This is a genomic window from Clostridium sp. YIM B02555 (assembly GCF_022320955.1).
Lineage (GTDB): Bacteria > Bacillota > Clostridia > Clostridiales > Clostridiaceae > Clostridium > Clostridium saccharoperbutylacetonicum.
Genome location: NZ_JAKJJY010000033.1, coordinates 1 through 17,740, shown reverse-complemented (window position 1 = coordinate 17,740; position 17,740 = coordinate 1). Strand labels below are relative to the sequence as shown.

The following is a 17,740-nucleotide window of genomic DNA, read 5'->3' as shown; positions in this document are numbered from 1 at the left end:
AGATGGAAGGGAAGCCTTATGATTGATAAAATTTTTAGACCTAAAATATTAAACAGACCTCGTATAGATAAAATGTTATCACAAATGTTGGAAGTGTCAGTGTTTTTTATATCAGCTTCCATGGGATATGGTAAAAGTACTGCTGTTAAAAATTTTTTACGAAAGAAAAATGAAATACAAACTATTTGGTTTGATAATCCAGATGAAGATATTGATTCCACTTGGAGATGGATTAAATTTTGCAATTCAATTAAAGTTGCAAATCCTAATTTAGGTCAAAAACTTAGCGCATATGGAGTTCCCAAAAATAATACAGATTTATATACAATAATAGAAACAATACAAAATGCAATAAGGCAAAAAACTGTAATGATTATTGACGATTGGTATGATGCGGAAAATATTTATGTTAATTATTTAATAAAAGCTATTGCGTTAGAAGAAATACCTGATTTGCATATTGTTATAATAAGTCGTAATAAACCTTCTAATCAATATATAGAACTTGAACTAAAGCAAAAATGTTTGGTGATGTGGCAGGATGATATTTCATATACGTTTGAGGAAACTGTAGATTTTTTTAAACTTAATGGAATTAGACTAAATGATGAAGAGAAGGAAAAAGTGTATGAGTATACAGCAGGATGGACTTCTGCTACCTATCTTTCATTGATTCAATATTATAATGAAAAAACCTTTGATAATATACCTCAGGCAACAGAATTAATTAAGCTGGCAGTATATGATAAACTTGATGAATCTACTAAACAAATACTTTTAAAATTAGCACCTATTGATAAATTTACGTTGGAGCAAGCTATTTATGTAACAGAAAATCAGTGCTCAAGAGATGTTATCAGAGCTTTATCATCGAATAACTGTTTTATAAGATATGATACTGAAAGTAAAATTTATACGTTACATTCTATTTTGAGAAGTGCATTGATAGAAGAGGCATTGCTAAATTCAGATATAATTAAGATAAATAATCTGTGTGGGGAATGGTACTATGAAAAGCACCATGATATGGAGGCTATAGAATATTACTATAAGGCAAATAACTTTGATCGAGTAATGGATATAATGGAAAGGAATACCTTAGTATCCCTTACCAATGTTTGGGATAGAATTATGAAACCAGTTATAGAAATGCTTAGTATGGAGCAAAAGGTAAATAGACCTGTAGCATATTTGATTTATATTGTTTTTTATATTGTTTATTTAAATATAGAAAAAGGGAAAGAACTTTTATATGAATTTTGGATTATTTATGAAATGAATGAGGATTTACCATATAGGCAACAAGTATTGGGAGAGATAGCATATGTTGAAACACTAGGTATATATGGTGATTCTAGTAAGATGGTTCAATATCTTAAGAAGGCATATGATTTGCTTGGAGGAAGAGTATCAAGAGTAGGAGAAAATTCAATGCCGCTTACCTTTGGTTCACCACATTTATTAAGCTTATTTTATAAAAGTGAAGGCAGCTTAATAAATGATGAAGCAAACTTAAGGCAGTTTACAAAGTATTTAGCTAAGATTTCGGGCGGATGTGGCGAAGGTGGAGATTATTTAGTAAGTGCTGAATATTTTTTTGAAACTGGTGATTGTGATAAAGCAGAATTATTTGCATATAAGGCATTACATAAAGCTAAACTTAAAAATCAAACTTACATAGAAATATGTGCACTATTTCTTTTGATGCGAATTAGTGTAATTAAAAATGATGCAAGCGATGTTAAAGAAAAATATGATATTTTAACGGAGCAATATAGAAATTTTGAAGTGCCAAGATTTTTTAATGGAACAGAAATTGCACTAGGCTATATTGATGGAATCACTGGAAATTTACCTAATATGAGTAAATGGCTCGAAGATGGTGAATGTCCTAATCTACAAATAGTTTTTCCATCTAGAAGGATGAAATATATTGTTTCTGCTTTTACTATGCTGCACGAAAAAAGTTATATTGAATTAGAAGTACAAGCGGAAATTATGTTAGAAGTTTATTTGACAAAAAAGCTTATCTTTGGGATTTTATATGCATATATGATAGATTCTATAGCAAAGTACAAGCTTTATGGAGTAGAAAGTGCTAAAGAATCGTTACAGAAAGCTATAAATTTAGCAAAAAGAGATAACATAGTAATGGTTTTTGTTGAACTTAGTCCTCATATAATCCATGTTTTAAGAGAACTTGCAAAAGAAGATGAGTTTGCTAAGGTATTATTACCAAAATGCGAGCGATTTAATGATATATATCAAAAGAATTATGCTAAAAGTGAAGAAATAGAATTGACACCGAGAGAACTTGAAGTTATGAAATTAGTGGACGAGGGGTACAAGCAAACTGAAATTTCAAATAAATTACATATAGCATTAATAACTGTAAAAAAGCACATGGCATCTGTTTACTATAAATTGGATGTTAATAATAAAACAGTAGCAATAAATTTATTAAAACAAAAAGGAATATTATAAAAAAAACATAAAAAAATACAATAAATTATACTTTAGTATAATACACAAATTTTCCAAATAGTAATATAATCTAATTGTTGAGAGATTTAATATGTTAGGGTAAATATAGATCAACTATGGGTGAAAATTGAATTTATAGAGTTAATGAAGGGTGTGGTAGTACTAATTAAGGGGTTAATTGTACTACCGAAAAAATCAAAATATAGTAAATACTTTTTTGGGGATCTAAAAAACAAGGGGTTTAGGGATAGGTTCTGATTATAAGGTATTTATTATATTTTTTTCTAGAAAAATTAGGGAGAAAATTGTTAAGTTTGTTGAGAAGTATTGAAATATGCAATGTTGTAATATTTTGTGAAATTTACAATTTGTATGCTTTTGATATAGAATCAATTAAAAATTAGGGGGAGAGTTTAGATGAACACAGAACTTACTAAATCAGCAGAAGATATTTTAGGTTTCATTGGATATGAAGATAATATTGTATCCGTTGGAAACTGCACAACAAGATTAAGATTAAATTTAAGAGACAAAAGAAAGGTAGATGTTGGACAATTTAAAAAAGTTGAGGGAGTTTTAGGGATTGTTGAAACAAAAGAACAATTACAAATAATACTAGAGCCTAAAAAGGCAAAAAATTTAATTACTGAATTCAAAAAAGTTTATGAATTCAAAAATAGAATTTAGATAAATCTTTAATAACCTCCTATAGTATGATATAATAGCTACGGATATTTTTTTTGATGGAGGATTTTGGAATGAAACACATAAAAACTATAAACAAACCAAATATAAAAAATAGTTTATGCAAACCAGGATGCAAAGAATGTGCAAACTCATGTCAATCAGCTTGTAAGACATCTTGTACAGTTGCAAACTTAGAATGTGAAAACTAATTTTCAAGCAGTAGCTTTATAGTTACTGCTTACTTTATATGTTTAGGAGGGAAAAGATTTGTCTTTAATACATAAATTTAAACAAGGTGAAAATTATTTTGTTTTAGATGTGAATACAGGTGCAGTTCATGTTGTTGATGAACTGGTTTATGATATATTGGATGATGATAAATTGAAAAATAAAAAGGAAGTAATGGAAGTCCTTAAAGGTAAATATAATGAAGAGGAACTTTCAGAAGCTTATGATGAAATACAAGAATTAGCAGAAGAAGGGATCCTTTATTCAGAAGATCAATATGAAGAAATTGCACATAGTTCTATGGATGACAGGGATTATATTAAGGCTATTTGTTTAAACGTAATTCATGGATGTAATTTAAGATGTAAATATTGCTTTGCTGATGAAGGTGAGTATCATGGACATGGTGGTGTCATGAGTGCTGAGACAGCTAAAAAGGCAATAGATTATGTTATTAAAAGAAGTGGTCCAAGAAAAAATATAGAAATTGATTTATTTGGTGGAGAACCAACCTTGATCATGGATACAATAAAGGAAATAATTCAATATGCTAGAGATAATGAAAAGAAGTGGGGCAAAAATGTTAGATTTACTATGACAACTAATGCAACGCTTTTAACTCCAGAAATGATGGATTATATGGATAAAGAAATGGGAAATATAATTCTTTCTTTAGATGGTAGAAAAGAAGTTAATGATAATGTAAGAATTAAGCCTGATAAGAGTGGTTCTTATGAAGATATAGTTCCTAATATTAAGGAAATGATTAAGAGAAGAACTAAAGGCAAAACTTATTATGTTAGAGGCACCTTCACAAGAGAGAATACTGATTTTTATGAAGATGTAATGGCTATGGTAAACGAAGGGTTTAGAGAATTATCTATAGAACCTGTTGTTTTAGAAAATGGACATCCTCTTGCAATCAGAGAAGAAGATATTGATACGATTTTTGAAAATTATGATAAGCTATATGAAGAAATGAAAAACAGAAAAAGAGAAGGAAATGATGAATTTAAATTCTATCACTTTAATATAGATTTACAAGGTGGTCCATGTGTTTATAAGAGAATTTCAGGCTGTGGAGCAGGTTTTGAATATGTGGCAATAACACCTCAAGGAGAAGTATATCCTTGCCATCAATTTGTAGGAAAAGAAGAGTTTAAGTTAGGAAGTATCTATGAGGATACATATAATTCAGAACTTGCTAAGAAGTTTAAGAAAGCTCATATATACAATAAACCTAAATGTAGAGAATGTTGGGCAAAGTTCTACTGTAGTGGTGGATGTCAGGCAAATAACTACAATTTTAATGGAGATATGAATATTCCATATGAAATTGGTTGTAAAATGCAAAAGAAGAGAATTGAATGTGCAATCGCATTAAAGGTTGAAGAAAACTAAAAATAAAAATATTAAAGATAATAATTTTGATAATATGCAAAGTTATTATCTTTTTCTATATCAATTGTCAAAGGTCAACTAATGAAAAAAGATCTATTGGACACTCACTTTTATTTTAGAATATATATATCCAACGCGAGAATTAGACTTATGCAAAACTTACCGAAATCAGATACATTTATCTTCCACAGGACTAGTGAAATTTTCGCTGGATGGGTTATAAGTGGAAGGATGCCCCCATTTCTGCATGTTCCTAAAGTAAATTTATGACAAGCAGAAAATGGAACAACCTTAGAGGAAACTCGACTCACGTTCGTTCGCTGAGTAAGCGATTCACACCAAATCATAGATTTGGGTTCTCTGCTTAATAACCATCACAGCTCAATTTCACATGCCTGCTTCCAGAAAAATGTATCTAATTTCTAGTGTAGTGTTACGATTAGACTTTCTCAATAATACATATATATTACATTTATAAGTTGAATTATTAATTTGGATATCTATAATAAAAGACAAAGAGTAAATTGAAAATTATCTGTGATTTTTTAGGAGAACAATTAATGAAAGAATATATTTTGGAAAATGATTTAAAATTGATATACAGGCGTAGCGATTCTGAATTAACGTCGATTTGTATAGCAGTAGATGCTGGAGCAGGAGTTGAAAATGAAAAGTATGGGATTGCTCATGCAACTGAACATATGGTTTATAAGGGAACAAAAAATAGGAATGAGAAAGAAATAAATGAAGGTTTAAGTAATGTTTTTGGTTTTAATAATGCTATGACAAATTATCCTTATGTAATTTATTATGGAACTTTGCTTAAAGAGGATTTAGAAAAAGGATTAGATTTATTAAGTGATATAGTTATTAATCCAAGTTTTAAGGAATTTGGCTTTGAAGAAGAAATGGCTGTAATAAAAGAAGAATTAAGGGAATGGGATGAAGAGTTAGAGCAATATTGTGAGGATAAGTTGTTTTTTAATTCCTTTGAAAGTAGGAGAATAAAATATCCTATTATAGGTACAGAAGAGAGCTTGAATAATATTACTTTGAAGGAAATAAGAGAATTTTACGAAATGCATTACTTTCCAGGTAATACATCTATAGTAATAGTTTCATCTTTAGAATTTGAACAAGTAAAAGCTGAAGTGAATAAATATTTTGGTGGCTGGAGAAGGCAAAGTGGTGAAAAGCAAGATAGAAATAGATTAGAGAGATATATTAAATATGAAGCATTGAAACCTGGCGAATATAATGATAAAAGAGAGGGCATAAAAACTTGTAGGGTTGAAATTATATTCCCTATAGATTCATTAAGTGAGAAGGAAATGAAATGTCTAAAAATCTTCAATCAGTATTTTGGAGAAGGCGTAAACTCTGTACTTTACGATACCTTAAGGACTAAAAATGGACTGATATATGATGTTATCACTAATGTTGCTTATGAAAACTATATAAAATTATATAAAATTTCATTTAACACATCAAAAGAAAATGTTGACAAAGCAATAAAGTTAGTAAAAGAGTGCATACAAAATATATCGAATTTAATATATAAGCTTGATGGAAAGCAATTAAACCAATTATTTAAAAGTTTTAAATTAAAAAGATTATTCAGGGAAGAACAAAGTATAGTATTAGCAAAAGAATTAGCAACTTATGATTGTATGTTTGGGGATTATAATATTTACATTAATGAAACTGAGGATTTAAATAAGATTACAAGTGAAAAAATAGTTGAAGTTACTAATAAAGTATTAAATAATATGACAATACAAATAATTAATAAGGCATAGATGGAGGAAAAGATTATGTACAGTTTTAAAAATGATTATAGTGAAGGTGCTCATGAAAGAATATTAAATGCACTGGTTGAAAGTAATTTTGAACAAACAGATGGCTATAGTGAGGACTATCATACAGAAAGAGCAGTTCAAATATTAAAGGATAAAATAGATAATCAAAATGTAGACATTCATTTACTTGTAGGTGGCACTCAAGTTAATCTTACAGCAATATCAGCCTTCTTAAGACCTCATCAAGCAGCAATAGGAGCAGATACAAGTCACATTAATTGTCATGAGACAGGAGCAATTGAGGCGACAGGACATAAGGTAATGACAATGAAAACAGATGATGGGAAATTAACACCAAGTTTAATTCAAAAGGTTGTGGATGCACATCAAGATGAACATATGGTTCAGCCAAAGCTTGTTTATATTTCTGATTCCACAGAACTTGGAACTTTATATACAAAAGCAGAATTAACTGATTTACATAATTGTTGTAAGAAAAATAAATTATTATTATATTTAGATGGTGCTAGACTTGGATCTGCTCTTACAGCAGAAAAAAATGATTTAACTTTGGCTGATATAGCTAAATTAGTTGATGCATTTTATATTGGAGGAACTAAAAATGGAGCACTTTTTGGAGAAGCACTTGTAATATGTAAGGATGAGTTAAAAGAAGATTTTAGATATTTTATTAAGCAAAAGGGTGGACTTTTAGCTAAGGGAAGATTGCTTGGAATTCAATTTGAAGAATTATTCAAAGATGATTTATATTTTGAATTGGCAAAATATGCAAATAATCTGGCTATAATATTAAAAAATGCATTAATAGAAAAAGGCTATGAATTTTTATGCGAATCTTACACTAATCAGCAATTTCCTATTTTGCCTAATGAGGTTGTGAACAAGATAAGTGAAAAATATTCTTTTAATGTTGAAAGAGTAATTGATGAAAACAATACTGTGATTAGATTAGTAACCTCTTGGGCAACAAGTAAAGAAAAAGTATTAGAATTTGTGGAAGAACTAAATTTATAGTTTACAATTTACAGTTGGTGAAGAATAGTTTACAGTTTACAATTTACAGTTGATAAAAAGAATTAATAATTAAGAGGTATATTTTATGGTTGAAAAGTTACCACTATTACAAGAATTGCTTAAGTATCATGATGAAAAGAATTTACTTCTTTCAATGCCAGGAAATAAAGGTGGAAGTGGATTTCTAAGGGATGATATTGGGAAGGAATTCGTAGAAAGATTAGGAAATTTGGATATAACTGAAGTTGAACCATTAGATAATTTACACTATCCAGAGGGAATAATTAAGGAAGCACAAGAATTATTGGCTAAAACTTATACGGCTCAAAAAGCGTATTTTTTAGTTAATGGTAGTTCGTCAGGAAATATGGCTGCTATTTTCTCGGCATTTGAAGAAGGCGATGAGGTATTAGTTGAAAGAAATTGCCATAAATCAATTTATAATGGTTTGATAATGAGAAAATTAAAAATTAAATATATTGAGCCTATTATTGATGATGAATCGGGGCTTTTTTTACCTCCAGATAAAGAAAATATTTATAAGGCATTAAGCGAAGGTTTAAATCCAAAGGGGATTATTTTAACTTATCCTAATTATTTTGGAATCACTTATGATATTGGGGATATAATAATAGACTTAAAAGCAAAAGGGATTAAGGTTATTGTAGATTGTGCTCATGGGGCTCACTTTGGAATAAACACGAGACTACCTAAATCAATTGCAAGTTTAGGTGATTATGTTATTTTAAGTGCCCATAAAACCTTGCCAGCTTTGACGCAAGGTGCATATCTTTTGGTTAATGAAGAAAATAATTTATTAGAATTTTATTTAAGAGCCTTTATGACAACATCACCGTCCTATTTAATTATGGCTTCTTTAGATTATGCTAGACATTATTTAGATAATTATGGTGAAAGAGATTATGAAATACTAATAGATAAAGCTGAAAGCTGGAAAGAAAAAATTAATAAACTAAACAAAGTACACTTGTTTGATGAACATGCATTAAATAAATCACATACAGAAGAGGGAATGTATAGTATTGATTTAAGCCGATATATAATGATTTTGCCAAAAGGATATAGCGGACATAAGTTATTGGATTATCTTAGAAAAGAAAAAATACAGGCTGAAATGAGTTTTGCAAGAGGAGTAGTTTTAATATTATCACCTTTTAATACAGATGAGGATTTTAATATTATCTATAATGCTATTGTAAAATTAGAAATGAAGGATATAGTTGGTGAAACAGAAGCAAAGTATGTTTCTGAGATTCCTATAAAGAAATTAGAACCTTATGAAGTATTTGAAAAAACTAGTGAATGGTATGACATTAAAAAGTGTGAAGGAAGAATTGCAAAAGATTCAATAATACCATATCCACCAGGAATACCTGTAGTTTGCCCTGGAGAAGTGATTTCTAAAGAAATAATTGATATTGTAATAGATTATAGTAGAAATAAAAAAACTATTATTGGCGTTAAGGATAATAAAATAAGAGTAGTTATTAATTAGTTTTATGCAACAATTACCGAAAGCAGATACATTTATCTTCTTCAGCAGCTCAATTTCACATGCCTGCTTCCAGAAAAATGTATCTAATTTCTAGTGTAGTGATATGATTAAAAATTTCTCAACAATACATGTATATTCCACTTGGTTGTCTGATTATTAATTTGGATATCTATATATAGTTATGATAAAATATACACATATAAAAAAAGTAGCTATGCTACAATTAAGAACTTATATAAAAAAAGTAGCTATGCTACAATTAAGAACTTATATAAAAAAAGTAGCTATGCTACAATTAAGAACTTATATAAAAAAAGTAGCTATGCTACAATTAAGAACACATAATATAATGGTATTTTTGACTTTTTAGTTCATGTGTCTAAGTAAAATATAGGATGATTTCTACTACTTGACAGTTAAACATTGACAGTTGACAATTGAAAAAACAATGTTAGGGGGCAAATCGATAGCTTATGGAAACAAATATTGCTACCAAGCAAAAGGAAAAAATTAAGGTGAAAAAACCTAAATTATATAAAGTTATTATGTATAATGATGATTATACTACGATGGAATTTGTTATTGAAATATTGATGGTTATATTTAATAAAAATCAAATTGAAGCTGAAAAAATAATGTTAGATGTACATAAAAAGGGCAAAGGACTGGCTGGAATATATAGCTATGATATTGCAATGACTAAAGTTACAACTGCAATGTCTTTGGCTAAAGAAAATGGATTTCCGTTTAAACTTACTGTGGAGGAGGCGTAATGAATGAAAATTACTAATGAAGTGAATTTAATATTACTAAAGGCTTATGAAGAAGCGAGTGGAAGAAATAGTGAATATATTACTCCAGAGCATTTGCTTTATGCAGCTACCTTTGATAATAGTGTTGGAAATGCTATAAAAGAATGCGGTGGGAGTTTAGAAAATTTAAGATATAATTTAATTACTTATATTAGGACATATATTAATAAAATTGGGCAGGGGGATCCTCAAGAAAGTATTGAATTTCAAAGGGTGATTTTAACAGCAAATGAGCAAATTAAATATAGTGGTAAAGATGCTATAGATGTTGATCATATACTTGCAGCAATTTTTGAGTTGGAGGATAGTTACGCACGTTATTATTTAGAACAGGAAGGTGTTACTAAAAGGGACTTATTATATTCCTTATGTCATAGTATAAAGGATGAGGAAAATTCTTATGAAGATCAAAGGAAGAAAGAAATTAAGGAAGATTTACAAATAAATTCTTCTGAGGCAGAAGAAGATGAAGCAGTTGTTACTAAGAAAAAAGAAGATGCTTTTCTTAGTAAGTTTACTATAAATCTAATTGAAAAAGTTAATGAAGAAAATAATGATCCTTTAATAGGAAGAGAAGATATTTTGGAGAGGAGTATTCAAATCCTTTGCAGAAGAATAAAAAATAATCCAATTCATGTTGGAGAATCTGGTGTGGGAAAAACTGCAATTACCTTTGGTCTTGCAAAGCTTATTAGAGAAAATAAAGTTCCTGATAGAATAAAGGGAAGCTCAATGTTTTCTTTAGACATAGGTTCTGTGATCGCTGGTACTAAATATAGAGGTGATTTTGAAGAGAGAATAAAGAGAATTTTGGATATAATCAGTAAACAGGAAAAGCCTATTGTTTATATAGATGAAATTCATAATATAGTTGGTGCTGGAGCATTGAATGGTGGAGCTTTAGATGCATCAAATCTTTTAAAACCTTATTTAACAGAGGGGAAAATAAGATTTATTGGAGCAACTACTTTTGATGAATATAAAAAGTTTTTTGAAAAGGATAAAGCTTTAAGTAGAAGATTTCAAAAAATAGATGTTAAAGAGCCATCTATTAAAGAAGCTATAGAAATACTCAATGGACTTAAAGTAAATTATGAGGAATATCACAATGTAATTTATACAAGTGATGCAATAAGTGATTCTGTAACTTTAAGTGATAAATATATCAAGGATAAATTTTTACCTGATAAAGCTGTTGATATTATAGATGAAGCAGGGGCTTATGCTCGTATGCACAATGAAAACTTGGAAGAGAAAATAACTATTGATAGAAAGAGCATTGAGGAAATAATATCAAAAGTGTGCAGTATTCCAAAGCAAACTGTTGAAAGCAGTGAAATAAATGCACTGCAGCACCTTGAAGCTAAATTAAAAGAAAATATTTTTTCACAAGATAATGCAATCGAAGAGGTTGTAAGATGCATTAAGATGTCTAGATCAGGATTAAATGAAGAGGATAAACCAGTTGCATCAATGCTTTTTGTTGGACCAACAGGGGTTGGTAAAACTGAAATAGCAAGGACTCTTTCTAAACTGCTTGGAATAGATCTAATTAGATTTGACATGAGTGAATATGGAGAAAAGCATGCGGCAGCTAAATTAATAGGATCTCCTCCAGGATATGTAGGGTATGAAGAAGGTGGATTATTAACAGATTCTATAAGAAAAACACCACATTGTGTGTTGTTATTAGATGAAATAGAAAAAGCTCATGAAGATATCTTAGGGGTATTGCTTCAAGTTATGGATTATGCAACCCTAACAGATAATAAAGGCAGAAAAGCTGATTTTAGAAATGTAATAATAATAATGACTTCTAATGCGGGTGCAAAGAACATAGGGAAAAAGCTTATAGGTTTTGGTGAGCGTGAAGTTAAAGGTGAAGCTATAATGGAAGAAGTTAAGAAATTCTTTACGCCTGAGTTTAGAAATAGATTAGATAAGATTGTTGTGTTTAACAGCATGAGCGATTCAATGGCCTTAAGTGTAGCTAAAAAGCAATTAAATGATTTTGAAGCTAAGCTAAGTAGTAAAAATATAGAAATTAAATTTAGTGATGAATGTATAAAGCATGTTGCTAAGATTGGAACCTCTGATGAGTTTGGTGCAAGAGAAATTGCAAGAGTGATAGCTTCAAATATTAAGCCTTTATTAGTTGATGAAATTTTATTTGGAAAATTAAGTGATGGTGGTAAATGCCAAATTGATTTAATAGGAGATAAATTTGAATTAACAATAAATTAAAACAATAATTAATGAATAAAAAAATAATATTTAGGCATAATATGTTTATACAAAGAGAAATCTTTAAACTAAAAGAGGAGGTGAACTATTGTAAAGTTATTATTTAACTTTAACAATGGGACATTTTAATGGAAGATAAACATTTAATATGCAAAGACTGCGGAAAAGAATTTACTTTTACTGTAGGAGAACAAGAATTTTATAAAGAAAAAGGATTTGAAAATGAGCCTGTTCGATGTGCTGAGTGTAGAAGAGCTAAAAAAGATCAAGCTAGAAGATAATTAGTAAGTATAAAGTTGTTTGTTTATTAAAGAACCATAGAAATGTGGTTCTTTTTAATTATAAAAATAATAATTTAATAAAAATATTTAAATTCTATTGAATTTTTTATACTTTTACTAGTATAATGTAAAAAAAGCTTTAATTGAAGGAATGATTTGAAAATTATATTTTCTTTATTTCTTTAAAGAATAATTAATAATGTACATTAAATTAATTAATATTTAATATAATTAAAAATGGTGATAAGGAATAGTATATGGAGTGAGTTTTTAAGAGAGCTAGAGGTTGGTGCAATCTAGTAAGCAAACTTTATAGAAGCAGCCTTTGAATTTTATAACTGAAAAATAAAAATTGTAACATACGATAATTTTTAATTAGGTTATAACGTATTCCTCACGTTATAGAGGCGGAGTATGAAAATATACTCTAACTGAGTGAACAATATTTATATTGTTTATTAGGGTGGTACCGCGAAGTAGTTCCTTCGTCCCTTTTTTGGGATGAAGGATTTTTTTATTCTTTAGGAGTTTATAATAAAGTTAAATCTGTGGATAACTTATTGAAAAGGCAAATTAAGTAGGTTTTGTGTGTCAAAAAGAATAAAAAATAAATCTTATTCGCCTGCATAAAATGTTCTTATATGCAGCATAGCTGCTCTTTCTAAGGTGCACATTTTTCTCACATGCGTTCGAAAAGGCAGATGCGTAAAAAAAATCTCCGGCTCCACAGTCGCCTGCGATTTTTTTATATTTTAAGGAGGTTATTTTAAATGGAAGAAATACTTGAAATTCTAGAAAAGAATAGTCGTTATAGTGATGAAGAAATTGCTGTGATGGCAGGAAAAACAGTTGAAGAAGTTAGAGAAGCAATCAGAGATTATGAAGAAAAAAGCATAATAGCTGGGTATACAACTCTTATAAATTGGGAAAATACAGGTAGTGAAACAGTTACAGCGCTAATTGAAGTTAAAATAACACCTCAAAGAGGAGAAGGCTTTGATAAAGTGGCAGAAAGAATTTATAAATTTTCAGAGGTTAAAGCATGTTATTTAATGTCTGGAGGTTTTGATTTGACCGTTATAGTTGAAGGGAAGACTATGAAGCAAGTGGCGCTATTTGTTTCTGAAAAGCTTGCAGTACAGCAATATGTATTAAGTACAGCTACTCACTTTGTGCTAAAAAAATATAAAGACCATGGAACAATATTTAAAGAAAAGAAACTAGATGATAGGGAGGCAATATTCATATGATTTTAGAAGATATGATTTTAGATAATGTTAAAAATATGCCTCCTTCAGGTATAAGAAAATATTTTGATATTATAAATGAAATGGAGGATGTAATATCCCTTGGGGTAGGGGAGCCAGACTTTGTTACTCCTTGGAATGTTAGAGAAGCTGGAATTTATTCTTTGGAACAAGGTCATACACATTATTCATCGAATGCTGGATTTATAGAGCTTAGAACTGAAATAGCAAAATATCTTCATAGAAGATTTAGTTTAAATTATAATCCAGTAGATGAAATAATAGTTACCGTTGGAGGTAGTGAGGGTATTGATATAGCACTTAGAGCTTTAGTTGGACCAGGAGATGAAGTTATAGTTCCAGAACCAAGCTTTGTAGCTTATAAAGGATGTACAGCTTTTACTGGAGCAACTGCAAAGGTACTTGATCTTAAAGCAGAAGATGAGTTTAAACTTACAGCAGAGGCATTAGAAAAAGCTATTACTCCTAAAACTAAAGTTGTTATAATACCTTTTCCTAATAATCCGACAGGTGCAATAATGACAAGAGATGAATTAGCTAAAATTGTAGAAGTTTTAAAGGATAAAAATATTATAGCAATTTCAGATGAAATATATTCAGAACTTTGTTATGGAGAAAAGCATGTTTCGATTGCATCTTTTCCAGAAATGAAAGAAAAGACTTTAGTGATAAACGGTTTTTCTAAATCTTACGCAATGACAGGCTGGAGACTTGGATATATTTGCGGGCATCCAGTTTTAATCGAGGCTATGAAAAAAATTCATCAATATGCACTTATGTGTTCTCCAACAACAGCACAGTATGCAGCTATTGAAGCATTAAAAAGTGGTGATAAAAATGTTGAAGAAATGTGTAAGGAATATAACAGAAGAAGAAGAGTGCTTCTAAATGGCTTTAGGAAAATAGGGCTAGACTGTTTTGAACCTCTTGGAGCATTTTATATATTTCCAAGTATTAAGTCTACTGGCATAACTTCAGATGAATTTTGTGAGCAGTTACTTATAAATGAAAAAGTTTTGGTGGTACCAGGAAATGCTTTTGGTGATTGTGGAGAAGGCTTTATCAGAGTTTGTTATGCATCATCTATGGAGGATATTACTGAAGCGTTAAAAAGAATAGAAAGATTTGTTAATAAAATAAAACAAAAGTGAGTTTGAAAATGTTGTAAGAAAATTATATTTTGGATTTTTTTATGTAAAATCAATCATCAAATTAGTTTTGAAAGTGACAATAAAACTAATTTAAGCAAGGCGTAATCTGGCTTTAGCTACAAAAATAACAATTTATTGTCATAAAAGCAATAATATATTAAGAATATTGACATGATATTCTTAATATATTATCATATATGTGGTAGCGATACCATATACAATTCTTGGATCGGGGTGGAATTATGTCAGCAACAATAAGTGATATTGCCAAGAGAGCAAAAGTATCTCCAGCAACGGTTTCAAGAGTTTTAAATAGTTCGGGTTATGTAAAAGAAGATACAAAACAAAGAATATTAACAGCAATTAAGGAAATGAACTATACACCAAGTGCAATAGCAAGGAGTTTGTCAAAAAGTGAAACAAATACAATAGGAATTATTGTACCTGACATAACTAATACATATTTTGGTGAAATTATAAAAGGTGTAAGTGAAATTGCCGAAAAAAGTAATTTGAATATAATTTTATTTAATACAGATAATTATCTAGAAAAAGAAATAAGAGCCATTAATTTATTAAAAGAGCAAAGAATTAAAGGGATTATTATGACTCCAGGTTTTGGAGAAGAAAAATTTAATGAAACGTATTTAAAAACAATAACTTCACTGAATGTTCCAATAATATTAGTTTCTGCAGATATTAAATTTACTCAGCTAAATGGAGTTTTTGTAGATAATATTAAAGGTGGATATGATGCAACGAATTTGTTGATTAAAGAAGGCCATAATAAAATTGGAATTATGACTGGATTATTAAGTTCTGAACCCACAACTGATATGTTGGAAGGGTATAAAAAAGCACTATTTGATAATAATATAAAATTGAATAAAAATTACATATATCATGGAGAGTTTAAACTAGAAAAAGCATATGAATTAACAAAGAAAATGCTTTGTGAAGACGATCCTCCTACAGCACTATTTGTTTGTAGTAATATGATGACAATGGGAGTAATAAAAGCATTAAAAGAGGAACATAAGGATATTCCTAAGGATTTAGCCATAGTGGGTTTCAACAAAATTGACTTATTAGACATTGTAGGAATAAATATCACATATATGGAAGATAGTCCGCTTGAGCTAGGAAGAGCAGCAATGGAGATGCTCAGTCAGATTTTTAGCGATGCAGAAATGACAGACGTAAGAAGGATGATTATTTCACCTCAAATAATAATTCGAGGGTCAGAAAAGAAGCTGTGAATAAGATTCTACAACGGGGTATAATCTTTATTTGTAGGCATAAAAATCAAGTTACATATTATACATAATTATAGTTAGATTAACAATAGTTAACATTTGTAATTTAAATCATGAAATTTTCATGATCTTAAATATTAATTATTTAATTAGGAGGAAGATTAATGAAAAAAAGATTATTATCATTAATTGCAGTTTCAGCAATATCAATGGCTTTATTTGCTGGATGTGGAAGTTCATCAGGTGCTGGTGACAAAGCTGGTAAGACTGAAGAAAAATTAAAAGTAGGTATGGTAACTGACTCAGGAACAATCGACGATAAGTCATTCAACCAAGGTACTTGGGAAGGATTAAAGAAGACTGAAAAAGATTTTGGAACTGAAACAAAATATGTTAAGCCAAGTGGAGAAACTGAAGCAGACTACTTAAAGAACATTGGGGATCTTTATGACTCTGGATTCAAGTTTATAGCTACTCCAGGATTTAAATTTGAAACAGCTATTTTCAAAGCTCAAGATCAATATAAGGATGCACACTTTGTATTAATTGATGGTACTCCAAATGATGGAGCTACTCCAAAAGCAAACTACAAAGTAGGAGACAATGCAGTATCTATATTATTTGCAGAACATCAAGCAGGATTTATTGCAGGTGTTGCAGCATCAGTTCAACTTAAAGAAGGAGACCTAGGATTTATTGGTGGTATGGAAATTCCTGCTGTTCAAAAATTCAACTGGGGATTCCAACAAGGTGTTGCTTATGCAAACAAGAATTTAGGAACTAAAATGACATTAAAAGCAGAAAATGTAGTATATCAAGGTACATTCAACGATTCAGCAGCAGGACAACAACTTGCAGCTCAAATGTATGACAGAGGCGTAAAAGCAGTATTCTGTGCAGCTGGTGGAGTTGGAAATGGTGTTATAACAGAAGCTAAAGCAAGAGCAGCAGCTGGTAAACCAGTTTGGATGATTGGTGTTGATAGAGACCAATATCAAGATGGTGTTGGTGCAGATGGTAAGTCAATCGTGCTTACTTCAGCTATTAAGAAAGTTGAAGCAGCAAGTTACGACATGGTTAAACAATTAAAAGATGGTAAGTTCCCAGGTGGTCAAACATTAACTTTTGATATCACTAAGGATGCAGTTGGTATTCCAGAAAAGAATCCAAATTTAACTGACGATACAATGAAAACAGTTAATGATGTAATTGCAAAACTTAAAGATGGATCAGTTAAAGTAAATGACAAAAATGATGGATCATTAATTAAATAATATAGAATAAATTCCTAAAACAACGTAATTAGGATGAAGTGATATTAGTGAAGGATGTATTTCTGCAGTTCTATAGTCTTAATTGATTTAAAACTGATAGAAATTCCATCCTTCATTGTATATAGAGCATAATGCAAATAACAAATTATGATCGAAATAAGGAGGAGTCTATTAATGGAATATGTAGTTGAAATGCTAAATATTCGAAAAGAATTCCCAGGAATAGTAGCAAATGATAATATTACTCTTAGATTGAAAAAGGGTGAGATTCACGCGTTACTTGGTGAAAATGGAGCTGGTAAGT

The 17,740-nt window shown here is 29.7% G+C and carries 15 protein-coding genes and 1 other annotated feature; all 15 genes read left to right on the top strand.

What is annotated here, in order from left to right; genetic code table 11:
• Positions 1–18: 18 nt before the first annotated feature.
• The gene (locus L3B98_RS27055) at positions 19–2,484 is read left to right on the top strand and encodes a LuxR C-terminal-related transcriptional regulator (RefSeq protein WP_238918984.1); all 2,466 of its coding nucleotides are present in this window, start codon (positions 19–21) and stop codon (positions 2,482–2,484) included.
• A gap of 417 nt (positions 2,485–2,901) precedes the next feature.
• Positions 2,902–3,171, top strand: a complete 270-nt coding sequence (locus L3B98_RS27050; protein WP_238918983.1) for a PTS transporter subunit EIIB — start codon at positions 2,902–2,904, stop codon at positions 3,169–3,171.
• 71 nt (positions 3,172–3,242) lie between these two features.
• A complete protein-coding gene (scfA, locus tag L3B98_RS27045) occupies positions 3,243–3,380 on the top strand; it encodes a six-cysteine ranthipeptide SCIFF (RefSeq protein WP_009172015.1) in 138 nt (45 codons plus the stop codon).
• 58 nt (positions 3,381–3,438) lie between these two features.
• The gene (scfB, locus tag L3B98_RS27040; RefSeq protein WP_238918982.1) at positions 3,439–4,800 is read left to right on the top strand and encodes a thioether cross-link-forming SCIFF peptide maturase; all 1,362 of its coding nucleotides are present in this window, start codon (positions 3,439–3,441) and stop codon (positions 4,798–4,800) included.
• 560 nt (positions 4,801–5,360) lie between these two features.
• The gene (locus tag L3B98_RS27035) at positions 5,361–6,599 is read left to right on the top strand and encodes a pitrilysin family protein (protein WP_238918981.1); all 1,239 of its coding nucleotides are present in this window, start codon (positions 5,361–5,363) and stop codon (positions 6,597–6,599) included.
• 15 nt (positions 6,600–6,614) lie between these two features.
• Entirely contained in the window at positions 6,615–7,634 is a 1,020-nt protein-coding gene (locus L3B98_RS27030) for an aminotransferase class I/II-fold pyridoxal phosphate-dependent enzyme (protein WP_238918980.1), read from the top strand.
• Positions 7,635–7,719: 85 nt separating this feature from the next.
• Positions 7,720–9,150, top strand: coding sequence for an aminotransferase class I/II-fold pyridoxal phosphate-dependent enzyme (locus tag L3B98_RS27025; protein WP_238918979.1), 1,431 nt, complete (start codon positions 7,720–7,722; stop codon positions 9,148–9,150).
• 181 nt (positions 9,151–9,331) lie between these two features.
• A complete protein-coding gene (locus L3B98_RS27020) occupies positions 9,332–9,520 on the top strand; it encodes a hypothetical protein (RefSeq protein WP_238918978.1) in 189 nt (62 codons plus the stop codon).
• 103 nt (positions 9,521–9,623) lie between these two features.
• Complete coding sequence (locus L3B98_RS27015; RefSeq protein ID WP_015391730.1) at positions 9,624–9,923, top strand: ATP-dependent Clp protease adaptor ClpS; 300 nt, start codon at positions 9,624–9,626, stop codon at positions 9,921–9,923.
• A 3-nt stretch (positions 9,924–9,926) separates the two neighbouring features.
• Positions 9,927–12,206 (top strand): ATP-dependent Clp protease ATP-binding subunit ClpA, encoded by a 2,280-nt coding sequence (gene clpA / locus L3B98_RS27010; RefSeq protein WP_238918977.1) that lies wholly within the window; start codon positions 9,927–9,929, stop codon positions 12,204–12,206.
• A 128-nt stretch (positions 12,207–12,334) separates the two neighbouring features.
• Complete coding sequence (locus L3B98_RS27005; RefSeq protein ID WP_015391732.1) at positions 12,335–12,487, top strand: zinc-ribbon domain-containing protein; 153 nt, start codon at positions 12,335–12,337, stop codon at positions 12,485–12,487.
• A gap of 231 nt (positions 12,488–12,718) precedes the next feature.
• Positions 12,719–12,983: a binding site (T-box leader), on the top strand.
• A gap of 274 nt (positions 12,984–13,257) precedes the next feature.
• On the top strand, positions 13,258–13,737 hold the full coding sequence (locus tag L3B98_RS27000; protein ID WP_015391733.1) for an Lrp/AsnC family transcriptional regulator: 480 nt from the start codon (positions 13,258–13,260) through the stop codon (positions 13,735–13,737).
• A complete protein-coding gene (locus tag L3B98_RS26995) occupies positions 13,734–14,906 on the top strand; it encodes an aminotransferase class I/II-fold pyridoxal phosphate-dependent enzyme (protein ID WP_238918976.1) in 1,173 nt (390 codons plus the stop codon). Before L3B98_RS27000 ends, L3B98_RS26995 begins: the two co-directional genes overlap by 4 nt.
• A 242-nt stretch (positions 14,907–15,148) precedes the next feature.
• Complete coding sequence (locus L3B98_RS26990) at positions 15,149–16,165, top strand: LacI family DNA-binding transcriptional regulator (protein WP_238918975.1); 1,017 nt, start codon at positions 15,149–15,151, stop codon at positions 16,163–16,165.
• A 161-nt stretch (positions 16,166–16,326) separates the two neighbouring features.
• Complete coding sequence (locus tag L3B98_RS26985; RefSeq protein ID WP_015391736.1) at positions 16,327–17,436, top strand: BMP family ABC transporter substrate-binding protein; 1,110 nt, start codon at positions 16,327–16,329, stop codon at positions 17,434–17,436.
• The last annotated feature ends 304 nt before the right edge of the window (positions 17,437–17,740 follow it).